This window comes from Methylobacterium sp. C33D, from assembly GCF_053345825.1.
In genome coordinates, this window is the sequence record NZ_JBKFAV010000020.1 from 95,643 (window position 1) to 118,196 (window position 22,554).

The following is a 22,554-nucleotide window of genomic DNA, read 5'->3' on the forward strand; positions in this document are numbered from 1 at the left end:
GGTCAGGCCGGGAGAACCAGGTCCGCCCGAAGCCCGCCGAGATCCGACCGCCCGAGGCTCAGGCCGCCGCCGTACAGCTCGGCGAGCTCCAGGGTGATCGGCAGCCCGAAGCCGTGGCCCGGCACGCCCTCGTCGAGTCGCCTGCCGCGCGCCATGACGGCGGAGGCCGCCGCCGGGTCGAGGCCGGGCCCGTCATCCTCCACGACCACGGCCACCGCGCCGTCGCGCGCCGTCGCGCAGACGCGCACGCGGCCGCGGCACCAGCGGCAGGCATTGTCCACGAGATTGCCGAGCATCTCGTCGAGATCCTGGCCCTCGCAGGAGACCGACAGGGCCTCGGGGACGTCGAGGTCGATCGCCGCGCCCTTCTCGGCGTGGATCCGGGTCAGCGCCGCGCGCAGGTCCGACAGCCGGGGCGCCAGGGCCGTGCGGCCCCGGGCCGAACCCGCCAGGGCCGCGGCTCGGGCGCGCCGGAGGTGGTGCCGCACCCGCCGGTCCATGTCGTCCACCTGCCGGCGCAGCGCGCCGTCCGGGTCGCGGGCGGGCTCCGCGAGGGCCATCGAGAGGGTGGCGAGCGGCGTCTTGAGGGCGTGGGCGAGGTTGGCGACGTGGCCGCGGGCGCGCTCCAGGTTCTGCGCGTTCTGATCGAGGAGCGCGTTGAGTTCCGCCGCCACCGGCGCGATCTCGGCGGGCTGGTCCGCCGGCACGCGCTCGCGCCGCCCCGCCCGGACCGACGCGAGGTCCGCGCGCAGGCGCGTCAGCGGCGCGAGGCCCAGGCGCACCTGGAAGGCCAGGCCGGCGAGCAGGCACAGGCCGAGGATGCCGAGCGCCAGGGCGAGGCTCGTCAGCGCCTCGCGCAGCGGCCCGCGCAGCTCCCCCTCCGGCGCCGCCACCACGATCGTCGCCGGCTCGGGTCCGGGCACGGCCAGCACGCGGGCGACGAGGGGCTCGCCGCGCGGCCCCGTGCCCGAGGCCGGGCGCGGCCGGCCCGGATCGTCGTCCGGTCCCGGATCGGACAGCCGGATGTCCCCGCCGCGGAGGGAGCCGGAGCGGATCGTCTCGCCGCCGCGGCGCACCTCCCAGGCCCAGCCGGGGCCGGGCCGGTCGAAGGGCGGCGCGTCGAGACCCTGCGGGAGGATCCCGGCCTCGAGCCCGGCCCGCAGGGCGACGATCTGCGCGTCGAGCCGGCCGTCGAGCTGCCCGCGCACGAAGCGGTGCAGGATCACCCCGATGGCGAGGCCCGCCACCACCAGGGCCGCCAGCACCATCACCAGGGCCGCCGCGAGCAGCCGCGTGCGGAGCGAGCGCCGCGGCGCCGTCGCCGCCATCAGGCGGGCTCCGCGTGCAGGCGGTAGCCGTGGCCGCGCACGCTCTCGATCCGCGCCGGGGCGATCTTCCGGCGCAGGCGCGTGATGATCACCTCGACGGAGTTCGAATCGACGTCGGCATCCCCCTCGTAGACCCGCTCGATCAGGTGCGGGCGCGGCACCACGGTCTCGCGGTTCAGCATCAGGCAGGACAGGACCCGCCATTCCAGGCCGGTGAGCTTGAGCGGCAGGCCCTCGTGCTCGAAGGCGCCGAGACCCGGATCGAAGCTCAGGGGGCCGCAGGTGATCCGGCTCGCCCCGCCGCCCTGGGACCGGCGCACGAGGGCGCGCAGGCGGATCACCAGCTCCTCCACCCGGACCGGCTTCACGAGATAGTCGTCCGCCCCCGCCTTGAAGGCCGCCACCTTGTCGCTCCAGCCGTCCCGGGCGGTCAGCACCAGCACCGGCAGGGTCCGGCCGGCCCCGCGCCAAGCCCGCAGGACCGAGACCCCGTCGCCCTTCGGCAGGCCGAGATCGAGCACGACGGCGTCGTAGCCCTCGGTCTCGCCGAGATGCTGGGCATCCTCGCCGGTGGCGGCGTGGTCGAGCACGAAATTCTCGGCGCGCAGGACCCTGGCGACCTCCGCCGCGAGGGCCGCGTCGTCCTCCACCAGCAGGATCTTCACCGGTCTCACCTCCCCGTCTGGCCCCGAGGGCCGGCTTCGAACGCCGCCGGATCGATGCTCCGGGCGGCAGGCCGGTTTCACCCGCTGCCGCCAGGACTTAGGGCCGTGGTCTCACCCGGTCCGCCGGGACGGCCGCGGGCCGCCGCGACCTGTCGGCCCGCATCAGCGCCCGCTGCCAAGCCTCTGAGCCCGCACGGGTTCCCCAGCGAGCGCTCTAGGGCGGCGCGTTTAACCGGGCCTGAACCGCGCGGTTCAGACCGGATTGCCGGCGGCTCCCTAGGAAGGGGCATCGGATCGAGCGGATCCGGACCCTTCAGAGGATGCGATCATGAGCGACGACAAGACCATCGACGGGACGGCGCGGGAGGTCCGCGAGCCCGAGGCCGCCGGGCCGGCTTCGAGGGCGGTCCCGCGGCGGACCTGGGTGGTGGGCGCGGTGGCGCTGCCGCTGGCCCTGGGCGCCGTCGGCCTGTCCCTGGCGCAGGGAACGCCGTTCCAGCCGACGCCGGTCGCGCCGGTGGCGATCCAGGCCCTGGCTCCCTCGGGCGCGACCGCCATCAAGGGCGAGGTCGCGGAGATCTTCGGCAACAAGTTCGTGGTGCAGGACAACACCGGGCGGGCCCTCGTGGAGACGGGCCGCGAGGGCGAGGGCGGCGGCCTCGTCGCCAAGGGCGAGACCGTGACGGTGCAGGGCCGCTTCGAGACCGGCTTCCTGCACGCCCGAGTCCTGTCCCACGGGGACGGGCGGACGCTGCTGCTCGGGCCGGCCGGCGGCCCCCCGACCGGCAGTCTGGACTGGGCCAAGGACCGGCTCGGTCTCGGGCCGAAGCCCGACATGGCCGCCCTGACCGCCTCGGTCCAGGCGGCGGGCTACGGCGACGTGCGGGTGACGGGCCGCGGGCCGCGCCATCTCGAGGTGGCCGCGAAGGACCGGGACGGTCGCGAGCACCAGCTCCACGTCGGCTTCGACGGCCAGGTGCGGGAGCGCCCGGCGCCGGGGCTGCCGCCGCTCTGAGCCGGGCCCGGGCGGCAGGGCCCGCGTGCAACCCTTCCGCGCCTGCCGCGTCCTCCTGTCTCTCGCCGGACAGGAGGTGCGCGCCGTGGAGCCGATGAAGCCGATGAAACCCATGAAGCCGATGGAGCCCATGGAGCCGATGAAACCGATGACGGGCGCGGAGCCCTGGTGGCCGAAGGATCTCGGCGAGCCCGCGACCAGCGGCGCGCAGAACGGGATGAAGTACGCGTTCTTCCCGGACAAGCGCCGCCTCCTCGTCGACCGCGACGGGCAGGTCTCGACCTACGACAGCGGCGACCACCGGATCGGCGGCGTCGCGCAGGCGGACGGGGCCGCCAAGACCCTGACCTTCACCGGGCAGGACGGCGAGGTCGACCTGGGCTCCCTCAAGAAGCTCGACTGAGCCCGGCGTGGACAGGCCGGGACGGCGCGCTTAAGCCCGGCCCGACCATGCGAGCCGTCCCGCCAGACCCCGCGATGCCATGCGCGCGCTGATCGACCTCGTCCGCGCCATGCGGCCGGCCGACCGGCGCCGGCTCACCCTGATCGCCCTCGGCCTCGCGGGCGCGGCGCTGCTCGAGGTGGTGGGCGTCGCCTCGGTGATCCCGTTCCTGACGCTGGTCGGGGACCCGTCTGCGGCGACCCGGGTCCCCTACCTGGCCCAGGCCCGGGGCGCCCTCGGCCTGACCGACGAGCGCGGCTTCCTGCTGGTGACCGGCGGCGCGGCGCTCGCGGCGATCCTCGTCACCGCGCTGGTGAATGCCGGTCTGACCTACGCGCAGCTCCGGTTCACCCACTTGGCCGGCTACAGCCTCAGCCGGCGGCTGCTGTTCCGCTACCTCGACCGGGAGCGGCTGTTCTTCGCGAAGGCCAACAGCGCCGAGCTCGCCAAGAACGTGCTGTCCGAGACCGACCGGCTGGTCATCGGCGCGCTGACGCCCGCCACGGTGCTCGCCTCGCGGGCGAGCTCGGCGCTCGCGGTGATCGCCTTCCTGCTGGCCTACGCGCCGCAGCTCGCGCTGATCCTGGGGGGCGGCTTCGGCGGCCTCTATGTCGGGATCTACCTCGTGATGCGCGCCCGGCTGGCGCGGCTGGGCGGCCGCACCGTCGCCGACAACGAGGCCCGCTTCCGGATCGTGCAGGAGACCTTCGGGGCGCTCACCGAGCTGAAGCTCTACGGGCGCGCGGAGGCGTTCGCGGCGCGGTTCGACGCCCCGGCCCGGGCCTATGCCCTCGCCACCGCGGCGAGCCAGCTCACCGGCCAGATGCCGCGCTTCGTGATCGAGGCCCTGGCCTTCGGCGGGGTGATCGTGGTGGTGCTGTTCGCGCTCGCCCGGGGGCTCGACGTCGCCGGCATCCTGCCGCTGCTCGGCCTGTTCGCCTTCGCGGGCTACCGCATGCTGCCGGCCTTCCAGAACATCTTCACCTCGGTGGCGCTGATGCGCTTCACCCTGCCGGCGGTGCGGGCGATCGTCGACGCGCTCGCCGACGAGCGCGAGCCCCGGCCCCGCACCGCGGAACGGCTGCCCTTCGCGCGGGCGATCCGGCTCGAGGGCCTCGGTTTCGACTACGGCACCGGACGCCCGGCCCTCGCGGGGATCGACCTGACGATCCCGGTCAACGCCACGGTCGGGCTCGCCGGGCGCACCGGCTCGGGCAAGTCGACTCTGGCCGGCCTGATCCTCGGCGTCCTGAGCCCGACCGCCGGCCGGATCACCGTGGACGGCCGACCCCTCGACGCCGGCACCCTCCCCGCTTGGCAGAACCGGATCGGCTACGTCCCGCAGGAGGTGTTCCTGGTGGACGGCACCGTGGCGGAGAACATCGCGCTCGGCCTCGACGCGCCGGACCTCGCCGCCGTCGAGCGGGCGGCGCGGCTCGCCGGCGCCCACGACTTCGTCGCCGCCCTGCCGCACGGCTACGCCGAGCGGGTCGGCGAGCGCGGGGCGCGGCTGTCCGGCGGGCAGCGCCAGCGCGTCGGCATCGCCCGGGCGCTCTACCACGACCCGGACGTCATCGTGTTCGACGAGGCGACCTCGGCCCTCGACGACGAGACGCAGGCGGCCGTGATGCGGGCGCTGCGCGCTCTCTCGGGCCGGCGGACGCTGATCCTGATCGCCCACCGCCTCTCGACCCTGGAGGGCGCCGACGCGGTCCACGTCCTGGAGGCAGGCCGGATCGTCGCCTCCGGGCCGCCCGAGGCGGTCCTGCCGGGGCTCGGCACGGCCGCGTGAACAACCCCGCGCGGGGCCTTGCGTCCGGCCCCGCCTCCGTTACCTCGGCTCTCCGAGGCAGACCGGGAGAGCACCGTGACCACGCGCATCGAGCTGACCGCGCCGGACGGCACCACCGCGACGCTCGCCACCCACGGGGCCGAGCCGGTCTCCTGGCGGGTCGGCGGGACCGAGTATCTCTGGAGCGGCGACCCCGAGCACTGGAACCGCCACGCGCCCTGGCTCTTCCCGGTGGTCGGCGCCTCGGCGGGCGGGCACGTGACGGTCGGGTCCGAGCGCTACCCGATGGCCCAGCACGGCTTCGCCCGGGACCTGCCCTTCGCGGTGGTCGAGCGGAGCGCCGACGCGGTGACCCTGCGCCTGACCGACGGGCCCGAGACGCGGGCGCACTACCCGTTCGCGTTCCGGCTCGACGTCGCCGCGCGGGTCCGCCCGGCGGGGCTCGACCTGGACGTGACCGTCGCCAATCCCGGCGCCGTCCCCCTGCCCTACGCCCTCGGCTTCCACCCGGCCTTCCCGTGGCCCTTCGCGGGCGGCGCCCGCGCCCGGGACGGCGGCTACGCGGTGGCCTTCGAGGAGGCGGAGCGGCCCTTCGCGCCCCAGGTCGGCCCGGGCGGCCTGCTGCTGCGCGACGAGCAGCCGATCCCCCTCGCCGGGGACACGCTGCCCCTCGATCCGGCGCTGTTCACCGAAGCCTTCGTGTTCCGGAACGCCCGCAGCCGCTGGATGCGCTTCACCGGCCCCGGCCGGGCGATCCGCATGGAGATGGCGGATTTCCCCCACCTGGCGGTCTGGACCAAGCCGACCGCGCCGTTCCTGTCGCTCGAGTGCTGGACCGGCTACGCCGACTGGGCGGACTTCGCGGGCGACCTCGCGGACCGCGACTCGCAGCGCCGGCTCGCCCCCGGCGCGGCGGCGCGCCACGGCATCCGCCTGACCCTGGACGCCTAGCCCTTGCGGATCTGGGTGGCGCGGCCCGAGCCGGGGGCGACGCGGACGGGCGCGGCCCTGGCCGACCTCGGCCACGCGCCGCTGGTCGCCCCCGTCCTGGCGGTGCGCCCGACCGCGGCGGCGGCGCCCGTGGGACCCTTCGCCGCGCTGCTGCTGACCAGCGCCAACGCGGTGCCGGCGCTCCGGGACGCGCCGTCCCTGCGCGGCCTCCCGGTCTTCGCCGTCGGCGCGCGGACGGCCGCCCTGGCCCGCGCGGCCGGCCTCGGTCCCGTGCGGGAGGGGCCCGGCGACGCCGCGGGCCTCGCCGCCCTGGTGGCGGCGACGCTGCCGCCCGGCGAGCCGCTCCTCCACGCGACCGGCGCCGAGCGCAAGCCGGAGCCGGCGGCGACGCTGGCGGCGGCCGGTTTCCGGGTCACCGCCTTCGTGGCCTACCGGGCCGAGGCGCTGGAGCGCCTGCCGCCGGCGGTCGGCTGCGAACTCGCCGGGAACCGCCTCGAGGCGGCCCTTCACTATTCCCGGCGCAGCGCCGCCGTCGCCCTTGCCCTCGCGGATGGATCGGAGCACGGCGGAGCTTTCCGCCGGCTGAGGCATTACTGCCTATCGCCGGATGTCGCGGCACCCCTGGAAGCGGCCGGTGTTCCGGTCCATTTCGTCGCGGCGCGCCCGCGCGAAGCGGACCTGCTCGACGCCCTGGCAGGGCGACCGGGCTAACCGCGCGGTGACAGGGAGGCCGGGCCGCCGTATCTCGCCCTCGCGCCCGGCGCCGCCGCGGTGCTAGGGGGGCGCGGCGACGCCGAAGAGTTGGAGGACTTGCCCGTGACGCCACCACCCAGCGACGCCGACAAGCCCGGCCCCGGCGGCCGGAAGCCGGACGCCGCGCCCGGCAGGCCCGGGCAGTCCAGCCCGCCCGGGGGCGCGTCGCGACCGGCCGCGACGTCGGCGTCCTCCGCCTCCACGTCGGCCAGCACGTCGGCCAGCGCGTCCGCCTCCACGTCGGCCTCCACCTCTTCCACCGTCGCCGGTGGCGTGAAGGCGCCGCAGGGATCAGCGTCCGGAACGCCGCCCAGGCCGGCGACCGACCCGGTCGTGACCGCCAAGCCCGGCACGATCGATCCGAAGTCCGATGCCGGCAAGCCGGCCTCCGGGGCCGACAGCCTGAAGCCGTCGAGCGGCCCGGCCGCCCAGCCGGCCGGCGCCAGGCCCGATCCCGTCAAGGCGGGCGCGCCCGTGTCGCCGACCGCCGACGCCCGGGCCGGAACGTCCGCGTCTTCGACGACGACGGCCTCCACCAGCGCGTCCGGCGCGTCCGGCGCGCGCATCGACCCGAAGGCCGCGCAGGCCGGAGCCGGCCCGCAGGGCGGTCCCCGTCCGGGCGGCGCCGCGTCCGGCGCCGCGGGCCCGGCGGCGGCCAGCGCGGTGACGGCCGGACCGATCATCGACCTGAAGGCCAAGCGGATCCCGGATCCGCCGGCTGCCGGCAAGGAGACGGGCAGGGAGACGGCCAAAGATATCCCCAAGGAGACCCCCAAGGACACCCTCAAGGACGCAGCCAGGGACGGCAGGGAGCCGCCGAAGGGCCCGATCCCCGCGGCGGCCGCCGTCGACCCGAGCAGGGGCGCCGCCGCGCCCGCCGGCCGGGCCCGGGCCGGGTTCGGCTCCCTCGCGGCCGCGGGGCTGCTCGGCGGCGTGATCGGCGCCGGCCTGCTGTTCGGCGCCGAGAAGGCCGGGATCGGCCCCGACCCGCGCCTGAATGCCCTCGACCAGAGGCTCTCCAGCCAGCTCGCGTCCCTCGACAAGCGACTCGACGGGCTGGCCCCGCGCGACGCGGTGACGGCGCTCGACAAGCGCGTCGCCGCCGCGGAGGCGAGCGCCAAGCAGGCGCTGGACAAATCCGGCGCGGCGCCCGCGTCCGACGGGCAAGCCGCCGGTCAGGCTTCCGGTCAGGCCCCGGCCGTGCCGCCGGATCTCGTCGCCCGGCTCGACAGCCTCGACCAGCGCGTCGCGGCGCTGCAGGAGGAGCCCGGTCAGGAGCCCGGTCGCGACCAGCCGGCCGATTCGAAGGTCGGCGCGGTCCAGGACAACGCCAAGCAGATCGCCGACCTCGAGACCCGCCTCAAGGCGGTGGAGGATGGCGGCGCCAGCAAGGGCGCGGCCGAGGAGGCCGCCCGGAAGGTCGCGGCGCTGCAGAGCGAGGTGGAGCAGAAGACCAAGGCGAATGCCGAGGCCGACGCGGCCCTCGGACAGCGGCTCGACGCGCTGCAGCAGGCCGTCGACGCGCGGGTGAAGGCCGCCACCGAGGCGGTCCAGGCCGCGACTCAGGCGAGCCGCACCGCCGCCGAGGCCGGACAGGCCCAGGCCGCGGAGGCCGCGAAGGCGGTCGACCGGCGGCTGCAGGAGCAGGCCGACCAGATCGCCGCCCTCGACAAGAGCGTGGCGCAGCGCGCCGAGGCCAGCACCGTCCAGGCGGCGCTCCGGGTCGTCGTCGCCGACCGCGTGGCGGCCGCCCTGGAATCGGGTACCGCCTACGCGGAGCCGCTCGCGACCCTGCGCAAGCTCGATCCGGGGACCGAGGCCCAGGCCAAGGCCCTCGCGCCCTTCGCCGACGGCGGTGCCCCCTCGGCGGGGGATCTCGCCGACACGTTCCGGCCGATCGCCGAGCGGATCGCGGCCAAGCGGCAGGCGCAGCGGGCCAAGAGCGCGGCCGAGACCGGCGATTTCCGCACCAAGCTCCTCAGCATGGCCGACGGTCTCGTGCAGATCCGCAAGGCGGACGCGCCGGCCCCGGAGGCGTCGGACGATCCGGAGAGCAAGGTCCAGGCGGCCCTGGACCGCGGCGACCTGCCGGCGGCCTCGGCGGCCTTCGCGGCGCTCCCGGCCGACGCCCGGGAGCAGGCGGGCGATTTCGGCGCCAAGCTCAAGGCCCGGGCCGAGGCCGAGCAGGCCGTGCGCGCGCTGCTCGACGGCGCCTTCAAGGCCCTGCCGGTCGGCGCCGCCCAGCCGGCCCAGGCCGCCCCCGGGCGCTAGGCCGGTGAGGGCCCCGATCCGCGCGCTGCGCGGCCGCACCATCTCCGAGCGGGCGCGCAGGCGCCCCGCTCCTCCCGCACCCCGCGACGGCCGCCAGCCGGCCGCCGACAGGAGATACTGACCCCATGTGGCGCGCCCTCGCCTTCCTGGCCCTGCTCGCACTCGCCGCCTTCGGGGCGGTCTGGATCGCCGACAGGCCCGGCACCGTCACCGTCGTCTGGAACGGCTACCAGATCGGCACCAGCCTCGCGGTCGCCCTCGTCGGCGTGATCGCGGCGGCGATCGTTCTGGGCGTCCTCTGGGCGATCGTGCGCGGCGTCATCGGCCTGCCCGAGGCCCTGGTCCGCGGCTCGGCCGAGCGGCGCCGGGCCAAGGGCCTCTCGGCCCTCTCCCGCGGCATGGTGGCGGTGGGCTCGGGCGATCCCCTGGCGGCCCGGCGCTACGCGGGGGACGCCGAGCGGCTCCTCGGCACCGAGCCGCTGACCCTGCTGCTCAAGGCGCAGGCGGCGCAGATCTCCGGCGACCGGGACGCGGCCGAGAGCGCCTTCCAGCGCATGGTCGACGATCCCGAGACCCGGGTCCTGGGCCTGCGCGGCCTTTTCGTGGAGGCCCGGCGCCGCGAGGACGAGACGGCCGCCCGCGCCTACGCCACCGAGGCCGCCCGCCTCGCCCCGAGCGTCACCTGGGCCAACGAGGCCCTGCTGGAGGCGCAGAGCGCCGACGGCGACTGGCCCGCCGCCCTGGAGACGATCGAGCGCCGCTCGTCCCTCGGACTGATCGACAAGGCCGCGGCCCGGCGCCAGCGGGCGGTGCTCCTCACCGCGATCGCCGGCGAGCACGAGGCCGGCGAGCCCGAACTCGCCACCGAGCGGGTCCTGCAGGCGGTCAAGCTCGCCCCCGACCTCGTGCCGGCGGCCTGCATCGCCGGACGCCTCCTCGCCCGCCGCGGCGACGTCAAGAAGGCCGCCCGGATCGTCGAGGCGGCCTGGAAGGCCAATCCCCATCCCGACCTCGCCAAGGTCTACCTGGGCCTGCGTCCCGGCGATTCGGTCCGCGACCGCCTCGCCCGCGCCGAGGTCCTGGCGAAGCTGTCGGTCTGGGACCCCGAATCCCGCCTCGCCCTGGGCCAGGCCGCCCTCGACGCGCGCGATTACAAGCGGGCCCGGGAGGCCGTGAAGCCGCTGCTCTCCGATCGTCCGACCGCCCGGGCCTGCCTGATGATGGCGGCCATCGAGGAGGCCGAGCACGGGGCCGCTTCCGGGCAGGCCCGCGAGTGGCTGGCCCGGGCCGCCCGCGCCCCGCGCGACCGCGTGTGGATCGCCGACGGTATCGCCACCGACACCTGGGCGCCGGTCTCGCCGGTGACCGGGCGCCTCGACGCTTTCGCGTGGCGCGAGCCGCCGAACACGCTCGCGGCCGCGCCCGCCGTGGAGCCGGAAGCGGACGCCGCCGGTCCGGCACTCGTGCCGGCGGCCCCGAACGCCGCGGCGCCGGTCGCCGGACCGGCCGCCAAGCCGGTCCCCACCTCGATTCCCACCTCGGCCACGACATCGCCCCCGGCCGTGTCCCCCGCCGCGGCACCGGCTTCGGCCCCCGTCTCGGCCCCCGTCTCGGCCCCCGTCTCGGCCCCCGGCTCGGCCTCGGTCGCGTCCACGGCGTCCGCCCCCACCGCGCCGGTCCCGACCGTCCTTCCGGCGAAGGCGGGTGCCCCGAAGCCGTCCGGCCCGGACCCGGTCTCGGCCGGGATGGCGGCCGCGGCGCTGCCGCCGTCCGGCTCGGGTGAGCGATCGGTCCGCCGGATCGGCTGACCGATCGCGGCGCGCCGGCCATCCGGACGCGGGATGACAGGAGCGCCGCGGGGTCACGGGCACGCCGCGGCGCTCGACTATTTCAAGTTGAATGGGCCGACTCACCGTGTAGCTTGTCGTGAGCTGCCGACCGAGGATCCGATCATCCCCCAGCCCGCTCACAGCCCGCGCGCGCCGTCGATCCGGTCGGACCGGCGCCGCGCCCCGTGCCGCGCGGTGCGCCCGTGACCGCCCTCGACGCGGACGGCGAGCCGCGCCGGCAGGTCGGGGCCCTGCCGTTCCGGCACGGGCGGGACGGCGAGACCAAGATCCTGCTTGTGACCTCGCGGGAGAGCCGCCGCTGGGTCATACCGAAGGGGTGGCCGATGAAGGGCCGCAAGCCGTTCGAGGCGGCCGCGCGGGAGGCCTACGAGGAGGCCGGCCTGCGCGGTGCGGTCGGCAAGCGCCCGATCGGACTGTACCTGTACCAGAAGCGTCTGCGGAACCTCGACACCGTCCTGTGCCAGGTGAAGGTGTTCCCGCTGGAGGTGCGCAAGCAGCTCAAGCACTTCCCGGAGGTTCGCCAGCGGGAACTCCGCTGGTTCACCCCGTCGGACGCCGCCGAGGCCGTCTCCGAGCCCGGGCTCGCCGCCCTGATCCGGGCCGCATCGCGCACCTAAAACGGCGCGGAAGCGCAACACGGCGTTGCCAACGCGGCGGCGATCCGTTATGGCCCCACTCGGCCGGACGGAGACGCCCCCCGCGGGGGCGCCCCCGGTCACCTGCTGCGGTAGCTCAGTGGTAGAGCACTTCATTGGTAATGAAGAGGTCGAGAGTTCAATCCTCTCTCGCAGCACCAGAAATCTTCCCGATCTCGCAATCAGCCCGGACAATGCTAAAGGTTCCCTAGCGGAGCCTCGCGTGGACTGAGGATCGCGGCGGCTGCCCGGCCGACACCATCCGCTGAAGGGGACGCTCGGACGTGAACTCGACAGCCCTGTTCACCATGCTGGGCCTCGTCATCGGCTGGGCTGTCCTGGCCGGCGCGGCCCTGGTCACCGGACGGCTCGCCACCCTCGCGTTCCTGGTCCTGACGCTGATCGCCCTCTACCTCTACGTGCCGTGGGTGCGGCTGCGGGCGAGCGGGATCGACGGGTCCAGCCGGCCGGTCCGGTTCTGGACCAACGTGGCCATGCTGGCGGTCAGCCTTGCCGCCTGCCTCGCCTTCGGGATGATGCTCGCCCGGCGCACCGGGCTCCTGTAGGCACCCCGAGCCGCGCGTCCCGCGATCACCGTCACGGCGAGCCGTTTCTCCGGACAGGGCGGACCCCGCGCGGCCGCGCCGTCAGCCCGTTCGCGGAGCGCCCGCTGCCGGGATACGAGGCGGCGTCCCGGCGATCCGGTCACGCGGCGCCCTAACATAAGTCATGTAATTCTGATCGATCAGACCAAATCTAGGGCGGATTTTTCCTGCCAATATCCTGATATGGCGGGATAAAATGAGATCGATCAAATATTGATCGTTATAAAACGCGGAGCAGATCGAACCGTGGTCCCGATGCGGGGTTGGACAGGGTGCGAGGCTCGATGCTCCCGGGGAGTACCGGGCCGACGGCCGATCGTGCGGTGGGCTTGAGCACGCCGTGCCTCTCGCGAGGGACAGACATCATGTACTATCACGACAAGCGGCTTCAGTACCCGGTCAAGGTCGACAGCCCCGACCCGATCTACGCCCGCATGCTCCAGCAGGCGATCGGCGGCATCGAGGGCGAGATCCGGGTCGCCTTCCAGTACTTCTTCCAGGCCTGGGGGAACCGCGCCCCGACCACCAAGTACCGCGACATGCTGCTCAACACGGCCACCGAGGAGATCGGCCACATCGAGATGCTCGCGACCGCGGTGGCGCTGAATCTTGAGAACGCCCCCACCAAGGTCCAGGAAGCCGGCGCGGCCGACGCGATCGTCGGGGCCGTGATGGGCGGCGAGAACCCGCGCCACATCGCCGAGGGCATGCTGCACAAGACGCTGCTCTCCGCCGGCATGGCCGCCTTCCCGGGCAATTCCGACGGCCAGTCCTTCGACATGAGCCACATCTACGCCAGCGGCAACATCGCGGCCGACATGTACTGCAACGTCGCCGCGGAGAGCACCGGGCGGGTGCTGGCGGTGCGGCTCTACAACGCCACCAACGATGCCGGCATGCGCGACATGTGGAGCTTCCTCATCGCCCGCGACACGATGCACCAGCAGCAGTGGCTGGCGGTGATCGAGGAACTCGGCGGCCACGCCGGCACGCTGCCGATCCCGAACTCCTTCCCGCAGGAGAAGGAGAACCAGAAGTTCAACTACAACTTCTTCTCGACGTCGGCGGACGGCTCGCCGCCGCCGGCCGGGCGCTGGACGCAGGGCCCGTCGCTCGACGGCAAGGGCGAGTTCAGCGTCGTCCAGAACCAGCCGATGGGCGAGGAGCCGGTCCTCGGCCCGGCGCGGCCCGAAAGCGGAGCCGAGGCCCAGCAGATCGGCTGATCCGCCGGGCGCCCGGCCGGTCCGCCGGCCGGGACGGCTCGATCCGATGGCGCGGCGCTCCGGCGCGCCGCGACCCGCGCGCGGACGGGAACAGGTGGCTCGCAGAACGGTGACACGCGGCACGCTCGTCGACGGTCGTGTCTGCCTCGCCCGGACCGACGCGGAGCGCGCACCGCTGGTCCGGCGTCTGGGGCGGATCGAGGGTCAGGTCCGGGGCCTGCGGGCGATGGTCGAGGCCGACCGGCACTGCCTCGACGAGATCCAGCAGATCCGGGCCGCCACCGCGGCCCTGCGCGAGGTCGGTCTCCTGATCATCGACCAGCACGTCGCCGCGGGGCTCCGCCTCGCGGCGCGCCACCCGGACCGGGATGCGGTCATGGCGGACCTCCTCCGGGTTCTGCGTGCGGCCATGGCGGAGGCCGGATGAGCGCGCGGGCCGCCGGCCCGCGCGCCCGGGCCCGCGCTCAGTGCTTGGTCAGCGTCTCGACGACGGTGCCGGGCCCGATCCGCGCCGAGAAGCGGGCCAGCCGGCTGCGGCTCGGCTCCTCGAGACCGCCGGCATGCGCGAAGGTCGTCAGGGCGATGCCGACGAGGAACCGGGCCTCCTCCAGGGTCACGGCCCGGCCGCTCAGGGTGCTGGCCGCGCCGCGCACGGCGCGGACGGCCTCCTGGAAGGCGGGATCGTCCTCGAGATCCGAGAGCCGGGTCATGGGCGCGATCCGGCGGTCCGGGGCGTCCCGTGCCCGCCCATCCCGGGGTGAGCATTCGCGGGAGCGAGATATCCCCGTGCGCTGCCGCAGATACCGCCGCGCGGCGAACAGTTTTCCGGTGCGTATGACCTCATCGAACTCCCTCTATTCCGTCGAAATCTCTGCCGCGATTGTCGCGGATGCCAGCATATATTGATCCGAAGATGTGCCCATCCGCTGATCTATGTTGCGGCGGATGCGGCGTGATCAGGGGTTAATGGCGCCACGCGATCTTTCATACCCTTCAGGTGATCGGCTATCATGCTCGAACTCTCGCTCGACGCTGATACAATCGACGCGCAGGGCCCCCGGCTCCCCGACAGCGTGCAGTATCATCTCGGCCATCTGCTCGCGGCGACCTACGCGCAGGACAATGTCGAGCCGACCATCGCGGATCGCTTCGCCGAACTGCTGAGGCTGCTCGACGGCGCCTTCGGCCGGGCGCAGGACGGCCGCGAGAAGGCGTTCCAGGCCTCGCTCCTCGCCATGGTGCCGAACCTGCAGCGCTTCGCCCGCTCGCTCCTGCGCAACCATGTCGGGGCCGACGACCTCCTGCAGAACACGCTCCTCCGGGCCTGGCGATCGCGCGCCAGTTTCGCGCCGGGCACGAACCTGGAAGCGTGGCTGTTCACGATCATGCGCAACCAGTTCTACAACGAGCACCGCAAGCGCGGGCGCGAGGTGCAGGACGAGGACGGCGCGCAGGCGGAGCGGATGGTCTCGCTGCCCGAGCAGGGCGGCCATCTCGACCTGAGCGACGTCCAGGCCGCCCTCGACCGCCTGGCGCCGCCGATGCGGCAGGCTCTCGTGCTCGTGGCGATCGAGAACCTCACCTACGAGGAGACCGCCGCCGTCATGCAGTGCCGGATCGGCACGGTGAAGAGCCGGGTCTGGCGAGCCCGGACGCAGCTCGCCGAGATGCTGGGCTACAGCGGTCTCGAGGTCGGCAGCGACGATGTCATGCTGGCCGCCGCGGGACCGAAGGGCCGGAAATCCACCGCCATCGCGTGACGGCGGCTGGCGGACGGGCTCGCTAGGGACCCGCCTCTGCGCGTAGGGTCGGTCCCCGATCCCGGGCTCGAGGAGCCGCCGTTCCCCATGTCGCCGCGCGCCGTCATCTCCGCTGCCGCCCTGTTCGGTCTGACCCTGTCGCCCGGTGCGGCCGGGGCGCGGACCGCCCCCGGACCCGCCGCGCGGGCCTGGCTCTCGGATCTGGTCACGCGGATCGACGCCGCGGACCGCGCCGGGACGCGGCCGGGTCCCGACCGGGGCCGCGGGACCGTCGTGGTCCACGTGCAGATCGCCGCGGACGGCGCGGTTCAGGGCGCGGAGATCGAGGAGAGTTCGGGCTCGCCGAGACTCGATCAGCGCGCGCTCCGCGCCGTGCAGGGGATCGGCCCGACGCCCGCTCCGCCCGCCGCTCTCCTGGGTCTGGACGGGATCGTCGATCTCAGCATCCCGGTCGCGCTCGGCCGCTGACATCGGCCGGCCCGGTCCCCGGTGTGGCGCCGGCGCCCCCCGGCATCGCCGCCGGTCCGGTCAGCGGCTCGTGCCGGTATCGGCGCTGAGATAGGCCCCGACGAGATAGCCGGCCTGAAGGGCGGAGAGATAGGCGAAGAGCAGCAGCACCTTCTCGGCGTCGAGCTGCGCCCACACGAAGATCCACAGGGCCAGCCACGCGAGGGTGACCAGCATCGAGCTGGCCATCAGAACCGATGCCCGATACCGCCAGCCCTCCCATATGCCCACCGCGAAAAGCAGGGCCGCAACCAGCAACGGGCCGTCTCCTTCCGCGCGAAAGATAAACTTTTACGCGTTAAACCTCTGGCAGTTCACGGATTTTCGACTGCGTCCCCGACATTCGGGAGGGAGTTTTAATTTTACATTAACTCGACCGGTCCGCCCGGGGCGTTCGTCGGCGCTCGGTCCGACGGTGGCCTGTATCGGGCCCGCGACCGGCTCCGCGCCGGTCGGCGGGGAGGCGGGCACGCAGGATGCGGGCCGGTCGGACGCGAACCGAGCCGTGCACGCGGTCGCCCACCGTCATTGACGAGATCGATAATGCAAATCGATCGCATCTGTTTGGATCATGTTGCTGTGCAACGTAAATGACCTCTCGAAGCCGGGCACGACCCGGACCACGAGAGGACTTCAGATCATGACCGTTCGTACCATCGTTCTCGCCGCCCTCGCCGCCGTTCCGATGATTGGCACCGCCCGGGCCGACGAGACCATCGCGCTGACCCCGCCGCTCTACCGCGAGCAGGCTCGCCCCACGGCCGCCGTGCGGCCGGCCTCCGAGCTGGCCACGACGCCGCGCCTCGTCCCGGCGAGCCCGGCGTCGCGGCGGGTCGTCGCCACCGCGGTCTCGGCCCGCTGAGGCGGGGCGTGGCCGCGATCCGGCGCCACCGGGCGAACCGGTGGCGCCGGCCGCGGCGCCGGTCCGGCACGCAGCGCCCGCCGGCCCGTCAGGCCGGGCAGGGTTTACCCCCGGGCAGAACCACCTCGCTCTGCCCATTGTAGATCTCGCCGCCGCGCACCGGCCAGATCTTCTTGTAGCGGAAGGTCCACCGGGCCAGGTTCGAGAGGACCGGGAAGATCGGGTGGTAGATCATCGTGACTTCCGACACGACGAAGCGGTCGCCGTTCCGGGTCATCCCGGCGGGCGGTTCGCCGAGCGAGGAGCCCGCCGTGCGGGCCTGTCCGTTGGACTCGGCACTCGAGCAGACCTTGGTGGTCGCCGCGCTGCCGTCGCTGTAGGTGCCCGCCGCCGTCAGCACGATGCTCGCCCGGCTCACGTCGTAGGGGTTGGAGATCGCGCTCGTCGCGGCGAAGACCGGCTTGAGGTCGGCGTAGCTGCCGCGGGAGATCAGGTCGGCCATCGTGGCCGCCGCGTTGTCGAGCCGCTTCCCGATCATGTAGGCGCGGGGCAGCTCGATCGACCCCATCAGGATCAGCAGCAGGATCGGTGCGATCACGCTGAATTCGATCGCGCTCGCGCCCTCCCGGTTCCGGAACAGGCGGATCAGGCAGGCGCGCAGGCGGCCGCTCAGCACGGCTTGGGCTCGTAATCCTCGGCCCGGAAAATCTCGGTCGTGACCAGCAACTGCGTCTTGTCGGACATGATCCGACCGGTGAAATCCAGCATCTGGAACAGCCGCATCACCGGCACGGCGACCCGGACCGTGACGGTGTCGCCGCCCTGCGGGCACTCGAAGCGCTGGCCGAAGCCCTGCGTCCAGGTCTTCGTGGTCTTGTCGAACGGCTCCGCCGGCTGCGAGGTCGAGAACGAGGGTGTCCGGGAGACGTCGAGGCGCAGATCCGCGCAGGGGAACAGCGCCGAGGGGCCGGTGCAGACGATCTTGCGGAGGCGCGCGCCCGGATCGCTGCCGTCTGAGCCGTCCTGGAAGGCGCCGGTGCGCAGCTGCCGGACGCTCCGGTCGACCGCGATGTCCAGGGTCTGCTGCTCGATGGCGATGACGCCCGACTCCGCCACGACGCCCAGGAGCGCCAGGAACGGTGCCGCCAGGAGCGCGAACTCCACCGCGGAGGCTCCGGCCCGGTGGCCGGCGAACCGTCGGACGCGTCCGGCCGTGCCGGCGCGGTCCTCGGTTCCACCCGGGCGGCGGACGGTCGCGACGCGCCGAAAGATGCCCATCATGCCAAACGAACTCTGCAGGTCCGTGCCTGCCACTGTCCGGCCGTAGAGGCGCGGACGAAAATAACCCTCTGATGAGGCCGTTTAAAAACGGTTCAAAGCTGAGTGGAAATTGCGTCTTCAGCAAGATTTTGCGGCCGCCGCGCGTGATCAGGGTGTGAATTCACCCTGAGGTTGTGTATTGTTGCGTTCATTCGTCGCGTGGCCGACCTGGCGACCAGTCGTCCGTGCGATGGCGGCCATTGGGCGGCGGCGTGTCGATGTTGTTCACAGCTAAACGTGGCTGTCTCGCGCGGCGATAGCTTCGCGCAGCTCCGGGGCGACGGATTTTTAGGAGCTGGGCCTTACGCCGAAGGATCGGTGGTCGGTGCCGCCGCAGCCGCCGATCCGGTCCCGCCCTGGGAGACGCGCCCATTTCCCCCTTCTGGAGAGTGCTCCGCGCCGGCTCGCGGGCCCTGACGGACCGGTCCGGCTCGGTCGCGCTGACCTTCGGGCTGAGCGCCGTGGTGCTGCTCGGCCTGACCGGCGGGGGCATCGATTACGCCCGGCTCGCTGCCCGGCGCAGCCAGCTCCAGAACGCGGCCGATGCCGGCGTCCTCGCGGCCGGCAACTACCTCAAGCTCGCCGTCTCGACCTCGGCGGCGGCCAAGAGCATCGTGGTCGACACGGTTCAGGCCCAGGCGGCCCCGCGCCCCGAGAGCCCCTACGCCCTCCGGGTCGACGTGGCGGACGACAAGACCAGCGTCGCCGCGACGGTCGACGAGACCGTCAAGCTCGCCTTCGGCGGCTTCGTCGGCGTGCCGACGGTCAAGGTCTCGGTCCGCTCGACGGTCCGCGTGGTCGGCAAGATGCGCCTGTGCCTGCTGACGCTGGACCCGCTCGCCGCCGGCGCGTTCGAGCTGGAGAAGAGCGCCGAGGTGACCGCCCAGGACTGCTCGCTCTACAGCAACTCACAGAGTCCGCGCGGCATGGTCGGCAAGGACAGCGCCTATGCCCGGGCGCAGACGATCTGCACCGCGGGCGGCTTCGACGGCGCCCGCGCGAATTTCGCGCCGCCGCCGCAGACGAGCTGCCCGCCGATCCAGGACCCCCTGAAAGACCGGGTGCCGCCACCGGTCGGCGCGTGCACCGCGATCCCGTCCTCGGCCAACAGCAAGCGCGTCACCTCCGGCAACATCGTCGACCAGAGCGCCACCCTCGATCCGGGCACCTATTGCGGCGGCCTCTACATCACCAAGAACGCCTCCGTGACGCTGCGCGCCGGCATCTACGTGATGAAGGACGGCCCGCTCATCGTCGACAAGAATGCCGCCATGACCGGGACCGACGTCGCCTTCTACTTCACCGGCAACAAGGGCGGTCTCCTCTTCGACAAGAAGACCACAATCAGCCTGTCGGCGCCGACCACCGGCCCCATGGCCGGCCTGCTGATGATGGAGGAGCGCACGGTCAGCGATCCCGTCGACCCCGCGGCGATCCTCGCCGGCCTGGAACAGACCGTCACGTCGCTGCTGCCGGCGCCGGCGCCACCGTCGCCGACCCCGCCGCCGCTGGCCGCGACCAAGCCGATGCGGACCTACCGCATCATCAGCGACAACGCGCGGACCATGCTGGGGACGCTCTACCTGCCGGCCGGCCGCGTGGTGATCGATGCCGACAAGCCCGTCGCCGACCAGTCGGCCTACACGGTGATCGTGGCCCAGCAGGTCAACCTGTACCAGGGTCCGAATCTCTATCTGAACGCGAATTACGACGGGACCAGCGTGCCGGTGCCGAAGGGGGTCGGACCCCTCTCGGGCAAGCTGCTGCTGTCGCAATAGGGAGGACGCGATGCGCATCCTGCATCGACGGCTCGTCGCCTGGGAGTGACACGGTGCTCGCGCTGATCCTCGACGATTCCGAGATGAACAACCTGCTGATCATGCAGGCGCTCAAGCCCGTGGCCGACTGCGAGCCGGTCGCCTTCACGTGCCCCGTGACGGCGCTCGACTTCCTGCGGGCGCATGTCGACCGGATCGGGGTCGTCGTCACCGACTACGACATGCCCGGCCTCACGGGCCTCGAGGTCATCGCGGCGGCGCGGGCGGTCCCGGGCTTCGCGCACGTGCCGATCGTGATGGTGACGAGCCTCGACCAGCGCAGCCTGCGCCACGAGGCCCTGCGAGCGGGCGCGACCGACTTCCTCGGCAAGCCCTGCGATCCCGTGGAGATCCAGGCCCGCATCACCAACCTGATGAAGATCAGCGCGGCCCACCGGCAGGAGCAGGACCGGGCCGCGTGGCTCGCCCGCGAGGTCGCGGCGGCGGTCGCCGTCATCGAGGCGCGGGAGCGCGAGATCATCGCCCTCCTGATGCGCGCCGCCGAGCACCGCGACACCGATACCGGCGACCACATCGCCCGGGTCGCCGGCTACGTGGGCGTCATCGCCCGGAACCTCGGCTTCGGTCCGGAGGAGATCCGGATCCTGAAGCTCGCCTCCACGATGCACGACGTCGGCAAGATCGGCGTGCCCGACGCGATCCTGCTCAAGCCGGGACCGCTCTCCGCCGAGGAGCGCGCCGAGATGGAGAAGCACGCCGAGCGCGGCCGGCGGATCCTGGAGGGCAGCACCTCCGACGTCGTGCGGCTGGCCGCCGAGATCGCCGAGAGTCACCACGAGCGCTGGGACGGCACCGGCTACCCGAAGGGCCTGCGCGGCGAGGCGATCCCGCTCTCGGGCCGCATCGTGGCGGTGGCGGACGTGTTCGACGCCCTGGTGACCGAGCGGCCCTACAAGGCGGCCTGGCCCCTCGAGCGGGCGCGCGCCTTCGTGGCGGACCAGGCGGGGCGCCACTTCGACCCGCGCTGCGTCGAGGCGTTCCTCGCGAGCTGGGACGCGGTGACGCGGACCTGCCTGCGCGCCGCCGCCTGAACCCGTCCCGATTCCCGTTCCCGTCCGTCCCCGCGATCGGGCCCGACCGGGCCAGCCGAAGGAGCAGAGCGTGCATCTCGCGTGGCTGAGGCCGAGGCGCTCCCTGGCGGGCCGGCTGGCTCTGGCGGTGACCGGCGCCGTCACGGCGGCGCTCGTCCTGGCGGCGGCCCTGTCGGTCTGGCGCGAGGTCGCCCGCTACGCCGCCGACAAGCAGGCGGCGCTGGAGGCCGTCGCCCAGGTCTTCGCGCATGGCGGCGCCCGGGCCACCGCGGCGGGCGACGCCGACGGGGCGGACGCGTCGCTGCGGGCGATCGGCAAGGTGCCGTCCATCGTCTACGGGGCGATCGAGCGGCCGGACGGGTCCGTCCTCGCCGAGCAGGGGATCGGCCTGCGCCTGACCCGGGACGCCGCCCAGGACGGCGCGGACCTGTCGCTCCTGCACCTGCTCGCCACCCGCAGCCTCCAGGCGACCGCGCCGATCGTGGAGAACGGGGTCCCGGTCGGTCGGGTCGTGCTGATCGGCGAGACCGACGACATCCTCGACCATCTCTGGGCCGCCGCGCAGAACGCCGCGCTGGCGGCGCTGCTCGCCGTCGCGATCGGCGTCGGCGTGTCGCTCTACCTGCAGCGCAGCGTCACGCGCCCGCTCGCCGCCCTCGCCCGCACCATGGAGGCGGCCCGCCTGCGCCACGACTACGCCCAGCGCGCGCCCGTGAGCGGCGACGACGAGGTCGGCGCGCTGGCGCGGACCTTCAACGACCTGCTCTCCGCGGTGAACGAGCGCGATCACCGCCTCGCCGCCCACAGCGCCCACCTCGAGGCGGAGGTCGGCGCCCGGACGGCCGATCTGAGCGAGGCCAAGCAGGCCGCCGACGCTGCCAACGCCGCCAAGTCGGCCTTCCTCGCCACGATGAGCCACGAGATCCGGACGCCGATGAACGGCGTCCTGGTCATGGCCGAGCTGCTGGCCGGGTCCGAGCTGCCGGCGCGCCAGCGCCGCTACGCGGAGGTCATCGCCCGGTCCGGCCGGTCGCTGCTGGCGATCATCAACGACATCCTCGACTTCGCCAAGGTCGAGGCCGGCAAGCTCGAGCTCGAGCGCGTGCCCGTGAGCCCCGCCGAACTCGCCGACACCGCGGTGACGCTCTTCGCCGAGCGGGCCCGGACCGCCGGGCTCGACCTCGCGGCCGAGGTCGGGCCGGAGGTGCCGCAGGCGATCCTCGGCGACCCGGTCCGCCTCGGGCAGGTGGTGAGCAACTTCGTGTCGAACGCGCTGAAGTTCACCGAGGCCGGCCACGTCGCCGTCCGGATGGCGGTCGAGGCCGCCGACGGGTGCCTCGTCATCGCCGTATCCGACACCGGGATCGGCATCCCGCAGGACAAGCTGGCCACGATCTTCTCGGCCTTCTCGCAGGCGGACCAGTCGACGACCCGGCGCTTCGGCGGCACCGGTCTCGGGCTCTCGATCGCCCAGCAGATCGTCGCCGCGATGGGCGGCACCGTGGCGGTGACGAGTCGCCTCGGCGCGGGCTCGACCTTCACGGCGCGCATCCCCGTCACGGTCGCCGAGCCGGCCCGACCGGTGCGCCGCCGCGACGCGGTGCCGGCCGCGATCGTGCTGGACACGGCCTCTCCCGCCACCCGCGCCGCCCTCGCGGCCGGCCTGCGCGCGGCCGGCTTCGCGCCGGTCGCGCCGGGGCGCGCGG

General features: G+C 73.7%; 24 protein-coding genes and 1 tRNA gene. 18 read left to right on the forward strand and 7 right to left on the reverse strand.

Features of this window, described 5'->3' with window-relative positions:
* Positions 1–2 precede the first annotated feature (2 nt).
* Positions 3–1,328 carry a sensor histidine kinase gene (locus tag ACLBXO_RS17530; protein WP_447686130.1) on the reverse strand — a complete coding sequence of 442 codons (1,326 nt, stop codon included), beginning with the start codon at positions 1,326–1,328 and terminating at the stop codon, positions 3–5.
* The gene (locus ACLBXO_RS17535; protein ID WP_331314605.1) at positions 1,328–1,993 is read right to left on the reverse strand and encodes a response regulator transcription factor; all 666 of its coding nucleotides are present in this window, start codon (positions 1,991–1,993) and stop codon (positions 1,328–1,330) included. The genes ACLBXO_RS17530 and ACLBXO_RS17535 overlap by 1 nt, the downstream gene beginning before the upstream one ends.
* A gap of 328 nt (positions 1,994–2,321) precedes the next feature.
* Between ACLBXO_RS17535 and ACLBXO_RS17540 the strand changes: the two genes are divergently transcribed.
* The 5 genes from ACLBXO_RS17540 (at position 2,322) to ACLBXO_RS17560 (ending at position 6,904) form a co-directional block, all read left to right on the forward strand.
* Positions 2,322–3,008, forward strand: a complete 687-nt coding sequence (locus ACLBXO_RS17540; protein ID WP_447686131.1) for a DNA-binding protein — start codon at positions 2,322–2,324, stop codon at positions 3,006–3,008.
* A 25-nt stretch (positions 3,009–3,033) separates the two neighbouring features.
* Entirely contained in the window at positions 3,034–3,411 is a 378-nt protein-coding gene (locus ACLBXO_RS17545) for a hypothetical protein (RefSeq protein WP_447686132.1), read from the forward strand.
* Between the two features lie 79 nt (positions 3,412–3,490).
* A complete protein-coding gene (locus tag ACLBXO_RS17550; RefSeq protein ID WP_331314609.1) occupies positions 3,491–5,242 on the forward strand; it encodes an ABC transporter ATP-binding protein in 1,752 nt (583 codons plus the stop codon).
* Between the two features lie 75 nt (positions 5,243–5,317).
* A complete protein-coding gene (locus tag ACLBXO_RS17555) occupies positions 5,318–6,193 on the forward strand; it encodes an aldose 1-epimerase family protein (RefSeq protein ID WP_447686133.1) in 876 nt (291 codons plus the stop codon).
* Positions 6,194–6,196: 3 nt separating this feature from the next.
* Positions 6,197–6,904: a uroporphyrinogen-III synthase gene (locus ACLBXO_RS17560; RefSeq protein WP_447686134.1), complete on the forward strand. Its 708-nt coding sequence runs from the start codon at positions 6,197–6,199 to the stop codon at positions 6,902–6,904.
* Here the strand turns inward: ACLBXO_RS17560 and ACLBXO_RS17565 are convergent.
* Positions 6,901–7,290 (reverse strand): hypothetical protein, encoded by a 390-nt coding sequence (locus ACLBXO_RS17565; RefSeq protein ID WP_447686135.1) that lies wholly within the window; start codon positions 7,288–7,290, stop codon positions 6,901–6,903. The two genes, ACLBXO_RS17560 and ACLBXO_RS17565, sit on opposite strands and share 4 nt — an antisense overlap.
* Here ACLBXO_RS17565 and ACLBXO_RS17570 point away from each other — a divergent pair.
* The 7 genes from ACLBXO_RS17570 (at position 7,280) to ACLBXO_RS17600 (ending at position 13,957) form a co-directional block, all read left to right on the forward strand.
* Entirely contained in the window at positions 7,280–9,217 is a 1,938-nt protein-coding gene (locus ACLBXO_RS17570) for a translation initiation factor 2 (RefSeq protein ID WP_447686136.1), read from the forward strand. The two genes, ACLBXO_RS17565 and ACLBXO_RS17570, sit on opposite strands and share 11 nt — an antisense overlap.
* 125 nt (positions 9,218–9,342) lie before the next feature.
* Positions 9,343–11,025, forward strand: coding sequence for a heme biosynthesis HemY N-terminal domain-containing protein (locus tag ACLBXO_RS17575; protein ID WP_447686137.1), 1,683 nt, complete (start codon positions 9,343–9,345; stop codon positions 11,023–11,025).
* A gap of 224 nt (positions 11,026–11,249) precedes the next feature.
* Positions 11,250–11,684 carry an NUDIX hydrolase gene (locus ACLBXO_RS17580; RefSeq protein WP_447686138.1) on the forward strand — a complete coding sequence of 145 codons (435 nt, stop codon included), beginning with the start codon at positions 11,250–11,252 and terminating at the stop codon, positions 11,682–11,684.
* Between the two features lie 104 nt (positions 11,685–11,788).
* Positions 11,789–11,863 (forward strand) — tRNA-Thr (locus ACLBXO_RS17585).
* Positions 11,864–11,986: 123 nt separating this feature from the next.
* Positions 11,987–12,268, forward strand: coding sequence for a hypothetical protein (locus tag ACLBXO_RS17590; protein WP_331314614.1), 282 nt, complete (start codon positions 11,987–11,989; stop codon positions 12,266–12,268).
* Positions 12,269–12,672: 404 nt separating this feature from the next.
* The gene (locus tag ACLBXO_RS17595; protein ID WP_447686139.1) at positions 12,673–13,530 is read left to right on the forward strand and encodes a manganese catalase family protein; all 858 of its coding nucleotides are present in this window, start codon (positions 12,673–12,675) and stop codon (positions 13,528–13,530) included.
* A 94-nt stretch (positions 13,531–13,624) separates the two neighbouring features.
* Positions 13,625–13,957, forward strand: a complete 333-nt coding sequence (locus ACLBXO_RS17600) for a metal-sensitive transcriptional regulator (protein ID WP_331314617.1) — start codon at positions 13,625–13,627, stop codon at positions 13,955–13,957.
* Positions 13,958–13,994: 37 nt separating this feature from the next.
* Here ACLBXO_RS17600 and ACLBXO_RS17605 read toward each other — a convergent pair whose 3' ends face one another.
* Positions 13,995–14,240: a hypothetical protein gene (locus ACLBXO_RS17605; protein ID WP_331314620.1), complete on the reverse strand. Its 246-nt coding sequence runs from the start codon at positions 14,238–14,240 to the stop codon at positions 13,995–13,997.
* A 300-nt stretch (positions 14,241–14,540) separates the two neighbouring features.
* On the opposite strand from ACLBXO_RS17605, the gene ACLBXO_RS17610 reads away from it, so the two are divergent.
* Positions 14,541–15,290 carry a sigma-70 family RNA polymerase sigma factor gene (locus tag ACLBXO_RS17610; protein WP_447686140.1) on the forward strand — a complete coding sequence of 250 codons (750 nt, stop codon included), beginning with the start codon at positions 14,541–14,543 and terminating at the stop codon, positions 15,288–15,290.
* 87 nt (positions 15,291–15,377) lie between these two features.
* Positions 15,378–15,758, forward strand: coding sequence for an energy transducer TonB (locus tag ACLBXO_RS17615; protein WP_447686141.1), 381 nt, complete (start codon positions 15,378–15,380; stop codon positions 15,756–15,758).
* A 60-nt stretch (positions 15,759–15,818) separates the two neighbouring features.
* Here ACLBXO_RS17615 and ACLBXO_RS17620 read toward each other — a convergent pair whose 3' ends face one another.
* Positions 15,819–15,986, reverse strand: coding sequence for a hypothetical protein (locus ACLBXO_RS17620; protein ID WP_447686142.1), 168 nt, complete (start codon positions 15,984–15,986; stop codon positions 15,819–15,821).
* A gap of 451 nt (positions 15,987–16,437) precedes the next feature.
* On the opposite strand from ACLBXO_RS17620, the gene ACLBXO_RS17625 reads away from it, so the two are divergent.
* Positions 16,438–16,659: a hypothetical protein gene (locus ACLBXO_RS17625; protein WP_331314626.1), complete on the forward strand. Its 222-nt coding sequence runs from the start codon at positions 16,438–16,440 to the stop codon at positions 16,657–16,659.
* An 88-nt stretch (positions 16,660–16,747) separates the two neighbouring features.
* Here the strand turns inward: ACLBXO_RS17625 and ACLBXO_RS17630 are convergent, their stop codons facing one another.
* Entirely contained in the window at positions 16,748–17,335 is a 588-nt protein-coding gene (locus tag ACLBXO_RS17630) for a TadE/TadG family type IV pilus assembly protein (RefSeq protein ID WP_331314628.1), read from the reverse strand.
* A complete protein-coding gene (locus tag ACLBXO_RS17635) occupies positions 17,329–17,823 on the reverse strand; it encodes a TadE family protein (protein WP_331314630.1) in 495 nt (164 codons plus the stop codon). Before ACLBXO_RS17635 ends, ACLBXO_RS17630 begins: the two co-directional genes overlap by 7 nt.
* 545 nt (positions 17,824–18,368) lie before the next feature.
* Between ACLBXO_RS17635 and ACLBXO_RS17640 the strand changes: the two genes are divergently transcribed.
* The 3 genes from ACLBXO_RS17640 to ACLBXO_RS17650 all read left to right on the forward strand — a co-directional run.
* A complete protein-coding gene (locus ACLBXO_RS17640) occupies positions 18,369–19,757 on the forward strand; it encodes a TadE/TadG family type IV pilus assembly protein (RefSeq protein ID WP_447686143.1) in 1,389 nt (462 codons plus the stop codon).
* 53 nt (positions 19,758–19,810) lie between these two features.
* Entirely contained in the window at positions 19,811–20,848 is a 1,038-nt protein-coding gene (locus ACLBXO_RS17645) for an HD-GYP domain-containing protein (RefSeq protein WP_447686144.1), read from the forward strand.
* Positions 20,849–20,918: 70 nt separating this feature from the next.
* Positions 20,919–22,554 (forward strand): ATP-binding protein (locus ACLBXO_RS17650; protein ID WP_447686145.1); only part of this gene is annotated, 1,636 nt, incomplete at its 3' end.